The organism is Mycobacterium sp., from assembly GCF_035570115.1.
GTDB lineage: Bacteria > Actinomycetota > Actinomycetes > Mycobacteriales > Mycobacteriaceae > Mycobacterium.
The window spans coordinates 1-8,165 of record NZ_DATMLH010000028.1 but is presented as its reverse complement, the minus strand read 5'-3'; the positions used below and the strand labels follow the sequence as shown (position 1 = coordinate 8,165).

Here is an 8,165-nt window from a genome sequence, read left to right as displayed (position 1 = left end):
CGGCATGGTCCTGCTCGACGGGGAGATTCAGCGGCCGCCCGTCGTCGACTACAAGCTCGACGACGTCCCGGACCTGGGCTACTTCAGCACCGACCGGCCGCACCCGCGGGGCGAGCTGCTGCTCAAGACCGAGAACATGTTCCCCGGCTACTACAAGCGGCCCCAGGTGACCGCCGACGTGTTCGACGCCGACGGGTACTACCGGACCGGAGACGTCGTCGCCGAGGTCGGTCCCAACCAATTGGTGTACGTCGATCGCCGCAACAACGTCTTGAAGCTGGCCCAGGGCGAGTTCGTCACGGTCGCAAGGCTGGAGGCGGTGTTCGGCAACAGCCCAGTGGTCCGGCAGATCTACGTCTACGGCAACAGCGCGCAGCCCTACCTGTTGGCGGTCGTGGTGCCGACGGACGTGAACGCATCGAAGTCGGCGATCGCCGAGTCGCTGCAGAACGTCGCGAAAGAGGCCAGCCTGCAGTCCTACGAGGTGCCGCGCGATTTCATCATCGAGACCACGCCGTTCACCCTGGAGAACGGTCTGCTCACCGGCATCCGCAAGCTGGCGTGGCCGAAGCTGAAGCAGCACTACGGCGAACGCCTGGAACAGCTCTACGCCGACTTGGCCGAAGGCCAGGCCAACGAACTGCACGCGCTTCGTCAAGGCGGCGCCGACGCGCCGGTGCTACAGACCGTCAGCCGGGCCGCGGCCGCGATGCTGGGCGCCGCGAAATCCGATCTGACGCCCGATGCCCACTTCACCGATCTGGGCGGAGACTCGTTGTCCGCGTTGACATTCGGCAACCTACTGCGGGAGATCTTCGACGTCGACGTGCCGGTGGGCGTGATCGTCAGCCCGGCCAGCGACCTGCAGGCCATCGCCGCCTACATCGAAGGCGAGCGACGGGGCAGCAAGCGGCCGACTTTCGCCGCGGTGCACGGCCGGGATGCGGTCGAGGTGCATGCAAGTGACCTCACGCTCGACAAGTTCATCGATGCGCCAACCCTGGCCGCCGCGGCCAACCTGCCGCGGGCCAGCGCCGAGGTGCGCACCGTGCTGTTGACCGGCGCGACCGGCTTCCTCGGCCGCTACCTGGCCTTGGAGTGGCTGGAGCGGATGGACCTCGTCGACGGCAAGGTGATTGCGCTGGTGCGGGCCAAGTCGGACGAAGAAGCTCGCGCCCGGCTGGACAAGACCTTCGACAGCGGCGACCCAAAGCTGTTGGCGCACTACCGTGAGCTGGCCGCCGATCACTTGGAGGTCATCGCGGGTGACAAGGGCGAGGCCAACCTCGGCCTGGACGCGGCGGCCTGGCAGCGGCTGGCCGACACCGTCGACCTGATCGTCGACCCGGCGGCGCTGGTCAACCACGTGCTGCCGTACAGCGAGCTGTTCGGCCCCAACGCGTTGGGCACCGCCGAGCTGATCAAGATTGCGCTGACCACCAAGATCAAGCCGTACACCTACGTGTCGACGATCGGCGTGGGCGATCAGATCAAGCCGTCAAAGTTCGTCGAGGACGCCGACATCCGCGAGATCAGCGCGACCCGCAAGATCAACGACGGCTACGCCAACGGCTACGGCAATAGCAAGTGGGCCGGCGAGGTACTGCTGCGCGAGGCCACTGACCTGTGCGGCCTGCCGGTCGCGGTGTTCCGCTGCGACATGATCCTGGCCGACACCACGTATGCGGGCCAGCTGAACTTGCCGGACATGTTCACCCGGCTGATGCTCAGCCTGGTCGCCACCGGTATCGCACCCGGTTCGTTCTACGAGTTGGACAGCGACGGCCACCGCCAGCCCGCACACTACGACGGTCTGCCGGTCGAGTTCATCGCCGAGGCAATCTCGGCCTTGGGCGCCCAAGTTGTGGATGGTTTCCAGACCTATCACGTGATGAACCCGTATGACGACGGGATCGGCCTCGACGAATTCGTCGACTGGCTGGTCGACGCCGGGTATTCGGTCCAGCGGGTCGGCGACTACGCCAGCTGGTTGGAGCGGTTCGAGACCACGCTGCGGGCCCTGCCCGAACGGCAGCGCAACAGCTCGCTACTGCCGCTGCTGCACAACTACCAGCGGCCGGACAAGCCGATCAACGGGTCGATGGCTCCGACCGACCGGTTCCGTGCGGCGGTGCAGGAAGCGAAGATCGGGCCGGACAAAGACATCCCGCATGTCTCGGCGCCGATCATCGTCAAGTACATCACCGACCTGCAGTTGCTCGGACTGCTGTAGGCACGCCGAGCAGTCGCAAAAGCCCCGCACGCCACGGCGTGTCGGGAGCTTTTGCGTCTGCTCGCACTAGATCAGTTGCCCGCCGTGCTGGTGCGTCGCCGGCGGTGGAAAAGGCCGCCCTTGCCTTCCCGCCGGTGCGTTTGGGGAGTGGCTGAGGTCATTACCTCAGTTGGAGCCGCCGGCGCGGCGAGAGCACCGGGGGCGTCTGCCGCCTCCCCCTCCTCGGCTAACAGCGCGTTTTCGAGGTCACGCGCCGTGCGGACCGAGACGCGCGCCAAGACCGCACCACCCAAAAAGACGATCAGTGCGCCCAATCCGGAGAAGTAGGCGATCTCGAGCACAGCCCGCTTGGCGTCGGTCGCGGCGATCGGTTGGCCGACGTCCCCGAGCCGCAATGGCGATGCCAAGGTGCGACCGACGACGAACCACGCGCCGGCGATAACCGTCAACCAGCCGCCGAACATCGCGGTAGCACGGTTTCCCGATATCAGCAGCAAAAAGCCACCCACCGCGGTGGTAACGCCGGGGAAAACCTCCAGCCAGGCGCGTGGGGTGCTCCACGCCCACGGTTGGTTTGGGGTGTAAGCAAAATGGAAATAGGGACCGATGAAGGGGATCAACGCTCCCCATACACCAAGGACTATCAGCAGCAGTCCGCTCACAGCGCCACGGCTGCGCGGCATGTGCAGGCTGCCGAAACCTGACCGCGAATCAGTCATTACGAGTCTCCTCAAACAGTGGACACGACGTGTCGAGCGCGTGCTGGATACCCCCACGCGACGGGGATGTAACCCCGGCGTGCCCGCGCCACTGCTTCTCTTGGCAGACCCTCAGGAAACGCGGAAGGGCCATGCAAACCACTGGAATTATCGGCCGAAAACCCGGAATTGCGTGACCTGGCCTAGGGCGTGACGAGGCCAATCACCAGAAGCGCGATCGCAAGTACCGGAAAAGTGCCCTGGGTCAGCGCCGCCCGGGCCTTGTCCGGTGACGACGCCAGCAGCACGACCGCCGCGGCGGCCATGGATCCGACGCCCGCGAATATCAACGCCGCGCCAATCCCTGTGTGCCCCAACCCAACCGCGGTGATGCCAACCCCGGTGACGATAGCCAGGAAGAGGTTGTAGAAGCCCTGGTTGAATGCGAGCAGCTTGGTGGTCTCAGCTTCCTCGGCCGTCGTGCCGAATGCGGCGCGGGTGCGTTTACTAGTCCAAGTCAGCGATTCCATCGTGAAAATGTAGACGTGCAGCAAGGCGGCCAGCGCCGCGAATACCAATCCAGCAGTGATCATGTCCCCTACTCGAATAGTCCGTGTTGACCCAAACTAGCCGCCCTCGCCGGCGGCACCAGCCCTAAGTGGATCCAGGCCTGCGGGGTGGCGACCCGACCGCGCGGCGTGCGCGCGATCATGCCGGCCCGCACCAGAAAAGGCTCGCACACCTCCTCCACAGTGGTGGCCTCCTCCCCGACGGCCACCGCCAGCGTCGACACACCCACCGGTCCGCCGCCGAAGCTGCGGGTCAGCGCGGAGAGCACGGCCCGGTCCAGCCGGTCCAGGCCGAGTTCGTCGACGTCGTAGACCTCCAACGCGGACTTGGCGACATCGCGGGTGATGACGCCGTCGGCACGCACCTCGGCGAAGTCCCGGACCCGGCGCAGCAACCGGTTGGCGATCCGCGGGGTGCCGCGCGAGCGGCGGGCGATCTCCGCACCGGCATCGGCGCCCACTTCGATGCCCAGAATCCCGGCGGAGCGCGCCAGCACCCGCTCCAGCTCGGCGGGCTCGTAGAAGTCCATGTGCGCGGTGAACCCGAACCGGTCACGTAGTGGGCCGGTCAGCGCGCCGGACCGGGTGGTCGCACCTACCAGGGTGAATGGCTCCACGTCCAACGGAATCGACGTCGCGCCAGGGCCTTTGCCGACGATGACGTCGACCCGGAAGTCCTCCATCGCCAGATACAGCATCTCCTCGGCGGGCCGGGCGATGCGGTGGATCTCGTCGATGAACAACACGTCGTGCTCGACGAGGTTGGACAGTATCGCCGCCAGGTCGCCGGCGCGTTCCAGCGCCGGCCCGGACGTCACCCGCAGCGACGACCCGAGTTCGGCGGCGATGATCATCGCCAGCGACGTCTTACCCAGCCCCGGCGGACCGGACAACAGGATGTGATCCGGTGTGCCGCCGCGGTTTTTGGCGCCCTCGAGGACCAGCTGCAGCTGTTCGCGCACCCGCGGCTGACCGATGAACTCCCGCAGCGAGCGCGGCCGCAGGCTCGCGTCGACGTCACCTTCGCCGACGGTCAGGGCTGCCGACACCTCCCGGTCTTCGGCATCATCGTCGCCGTCGTCGAACCGACTCACTTCGTCTTCCCCAGCAGCGACAGCGCTGACCGCAGCGCCGTCGACGTGGTGGCCTCTGGTTCATTGGCCAGCACCTTGTCAGTGGCCTCTTCGGCCTGCTTGGCCGCAAAGCCAAGTCCGACAAGGGCTTCGATCACCGGCCCGCGAACGGCGTGGCCGTTGATCAGCGTCACCGCGGCGCTGCTGGCCACCGGCCCGATCTTGTCCCGCAGCTCGAGCACCATCCGCTCGGCACCGCGCTTGCCGATGCCCGGCACCCGGGTGAGCGCGGCGACGTCGCCGTCAGCGAGCGCCCGTCGCAGCGCCTGCGCGTCGTAGACGGCGAGGGTGGCCAGCGCGATCTTGGGCCCGACGCCGGACACCCCCAGCAGCGTCAGGAACAGGTCGCGGGCATCGCCGTCAGGGAAACCGTAGAGCGTCATCGAGTCTTCCCGGACGATCATCGCCGTGATCAACCGGGCTTCGCCGCCACGGCGCAGCGTCGCCAGCGTCGACGGGGCCGCCATCAGCTTGTAGCCCACGCCGGCCGCCTCGATCACAACGTGATCCAGCGCAATGTCGAGCACCTCGCCACGTACCGAGGCGATCATCTCGCAGCCTTCACTTTCGCGGCGAACTTCCTGCGCTGCTCGGCGGCCTTGGCTTCGACGTCGGCCATCCGGGCGATCATCGGCGCGCGCCAGCAGTGACAGATCGCCAGCGCCAACGCGTCGGCGGCGTCGGCGGGTGTCGGTTTGGCTTGCAGCCCAAGGATTCTGGTGACCATCGCGGTGACCTGCGCCTTGCCGGCGCCGCCGTTGCCGGTGACCGCGGCCTTGACCTCGCTGGGGGTGTGGAAGTGCACGTCGATGTCGCGTCGGGCCGCTGCCAGTGCGATCACCCCGCCGGCCTGGGCGGTGCCCATCACCGTCGAGACGTTCTGCTGGGCGAACACCCGCTCGATGGCGATGACGTCGGGATGATGCGTGTCCAGCCAGTGCTCGACGGCGTCGCTGATGGCCAGCAGTCGGCGCGGCAGCGGCTCATCGGCCGGGGTGCGGACCACGTCGACGTCCAGCGCAATGATCTGGCGACCACGCCCGCTTTCGATGACCGACAGGCCGCAGCGGGTCAGCCCGGGATCGACGCCCATCACCCTCATCCGCGCCTCCCACCTGCCGAACGCCTGTTCGATAACCCTAACCTTCGGGACCGACTGCGGTAGGTAGGACACGCGGCGGCCAATTCGCTTTCGCGGAACCATGGCCTCAGGATCCGTCCAGCGGCCAGCAGCAGCTCGCTCGCTGCTGGCGCAGCCCGCGTTGCGGGCCAGCACGGAAGGCGAAGCACGGACGGAATTGTCAACCCAAACGAACCGTCAACCGGGTCGGCTAGCGAAGCTCGAGGTCGCCTTAATGCTGGGTGAGAAGCACTGCCTGTCGCTTCGTTTTTCGAAGCCTCAGGTAGTTTTCGAACACTCAGCTAGCTGGATAGCCCGTTAACTATACGGGCCGGACCGCAATGCTGAGCGTTGCGGAAACAGCTGCGACCAGCGCAAATACTGTTCAAGATCGGATTTGGGAAAATTTGTCAAGAACTTTTTTCAATTCGACTTCTCGGACTGTTACTTAAGGCGTAGCTTAACGCAACCTGAGGAAAAACCATGTCACTAGGGGGGTTGGCCGTGGCCGGTCGGCACAGCAGCAAGCGGAATCAGCGGTTGAGCAAAGCCAAGGCGCGCCGTCGTCGTCGTGCGGTGGGTATGGGCGGTAGTGCCGGCGCGTTTTTGGCGTTAGGCCTGGGCCCGCTGGCCACCGCGCCGGCGGCGCATGCCGACGGGTTTGACGTGATCCTTGATCCGATCTTTAACGCCATCGCCAGCGCCCTTCCGAGTGCGGTCGATCCCTTAGCCGGTCTGGACTTAGCCAGCCTGAGCTTGCCTGCCGCTGATCTGGCGGGCACCAGCGGTCTTGTAGGTTCGGTGGATTCGGCGTTGGCGTTGCCCACCGAGCCGCTGGCGGCTCTGGCGTCATCAGCCGATCCGCTGTCGGCATTGGCCTCGGCCGATCCGCTGTCGGCGTTGGGTTCGTCCGATCCGCTGTCGGTGTTGTCCTCGCTCGATCCGCTGTCGGCGTTGGGTTCGTCCTCAGATCCTGCTGTGTTGCTTAACGGCCTCGAGCAGGCCTGGATTACCAGCTCGTTCGGTGAATCGATTGACAATTCGATCAATACGGTGACGGGCGAGTTCCTGATCGGGAATGGCACTGCCGGAACGGTGGACTCCACCACCGGCGGTGCGGGCGGGTTGCTCTTCGGCGACGGCGGGGCCGGCTACGACGAGGCCCTTAATCCCGCTGGAGCCGGTTTGACCGGCGGTGATGGCGGGGCGGCCGGGCTGTTCGGTGAAGGCGGCGTCGGCGGCGAAGGCGGGGCCGGCGCCGAAGGCGGGGCCGGCGGTGATGGCGGGACGCTAATCGGCATCGGCGGCACTGGCGGTCAAGGCGGCATCGGCATTGAGGGTGGTCCCGGCCCCGGCACCGGCGGTGACGGCGGCAACGCGACCAGCGCCCTGTTCGGCGACGGTGGTACCGGTGGCCAAGGTGGCACCGGGTTCACCGGTGGCACCGATGCTGTCACTGGTGACGGTTTTAACGGCGGCACTGGTGGTACCGGCGGTATCGGTGGTTCCGGCTCGGGTCTGTTCGGCGACTCTGGCGCCGGCGGCGTCGGCGGCACCGGTGGCACCGGTGGTATCGGCGCCTCGGGCGGTACCGGCCTGACCGCTGGTACTGGCGGGGGCGGCGGTACCGGTGGTCTCGGTGGTGCCGCTGGCACCCAGACGGGTGAGTTCGGCAGCGTTGCCAGCGGCGGCGCCGGCGGCACCGGCGGCGAAGGCGGCGGCGGCGGCGCCGGCCAGGGCAGCAACTTGGGCTTCAACACCTACTTCCAGATCGCGCAGTACGGCGGTACCGGCGGCGCCGGTGGCGAAGGTGGCTTGGGCACCGACGGCGGTGTGGACGGCGCCGGTGGCGACGGTGGCGCCGGCGGGACCGGCGCGACTATCGACACCATCACTGGCACCAGCGCGACCGGCGGTGGCGGCGGGGCCGGCGGCGACGGCGCCGCGGGCACTGCCACCGGGCCCGGCTTCGGCGGTGGCGGCGGAGGCGGCGGGGGCGGCGCCATCATCGAGGGCTTTAACGGTGGCACGATCACCACTGGCGCCACCGCCACCGGCGCGGCCGGCGGAGTCGGCGGCGCCGGCGACACCGCCGCCGCCGGCGGGGCTGGCGGCACCGGCGGCGGCGCCCAGATCGAGAGCGCCAACCCAGTAGTTCACGATGATCTCACCGCCAACGCCGGCGGCACCGCCAATGGCGGGGTCGGCGGGAACGGCGGCACCGACGGCGCCACCGGCGGCGCCGGCGGCGGCGCCTTCATCGACGCCGGCAGTGGAGCCGGCCCCGCTAGCACCGGCCCCTACGACGCCGCTGCTAGCGGCACCGCCACCGGCGGGGTCGGCGGCGACGGCTTCGACGGCGGCCACGGCGGCAGCGGCGGCATCGGCGTGATCAGCGCCGGCGTCGGCCCC

General features: G+C 67.8%; 7 protein-coding genes. 2 read left to right on the top strand and 5 right to left on the bottom strand.

Features of this window, described 5'->3' with window-relative positions; genetic code table 11:
• Nucleotides 1–2,233: carboxylic acid reductase (gene car, locus VNW74_RS02105; protein WP_325674954.1), on the top strand; the 2,233-nt coding region annotated here is incomplete at its 5' end.
• 71 nt (nt 2,234–2,304) lie between these two features.
• On the opposite strand, the gene VNW74_RS02100 is transcribed toward car, so the two are convergent.
• From VNW74_RS02100 to ruvC, 5 genes are all read right to left on the bottom strand, one after another.
• On the bottom strand, nt 2,305–2,952 hold the full coding sequence (locus VNW74_RS02100; protein ID WP_325674953.1) for a hypothetical protein: 648 nt from the start codon (nt 2,950–2,952) through the stop codon (nt 2,305–2,307).
• 182 nt (nt 2,953–3,134) lie between these two features.
• Nucleotides 3,135–3,524 (bottom strand): DUF1304 domain-containing protein, encoded by a 390-nt coding sequence (locus tag VNW74_RS02095; RefSeq protein WP_325674952.1) that lies wholly within the window; start codon nt 3,522–3,524, stop codon nt 3,135–3,137.
• A 5-nt stretch (nt 3,525–3,529) separates the two neighbouring features.
• Nucleotides 3,530–4,594 (bottom strand): Holliday junction branch migration DNA helicase RuvB, encoded by a 1,065-nt coding sequence (gene ruvB, locus VNW74_RS02090; RefSeq protein ID WP_325674951.1) that lies wholly within the window; start codon nt 4,592–4,594, stop codon nt 3,530–3,532.
• Nucleotides 4,591–5,184, bottom strand: a complete 594-nt coding sequence (gene ruvA / locus VNW74_RS02085) for a Holliday junction branch migration protein RuvA (RefSeq protein WP_325674950.1) — start codon at nt 5,182–5,184, stop codon at nt 4,591–4,593. Before ruvA ends, ruvB begins: the two co-directional genes overlap by 4 nt.
• Nucleotides 5,181–5,735 carry a crossover junction endodeoxyribonuclease RuvC gene (gene ruvC / locus VNW74_RS02080; RefSeq protein WP_325674955.1) on the bottom strand — a complete coding sequence of 185 codons (555 nt, stop codon included), beginning with the start codon at nt 5,733–5,735 and terminating at the stop codon, nt 5,181–5,183. The genes ruvA and ruvC overlap by 4 nt, the downstream gene beginning before the upstream one ends.
• Nucleotides 5,736–6,236: 501 nt before the next feature.
• Here ruvC and VNW74_RS02075 point away from each other — a divergent pair.
• The coding region (locus VNW74_RS02075) for a PGRS repeat-containing protein (protein WP_349256798.1) at nt 6,237–8,165 on the top strand (1,929 nt) is incomplete at its 3' end.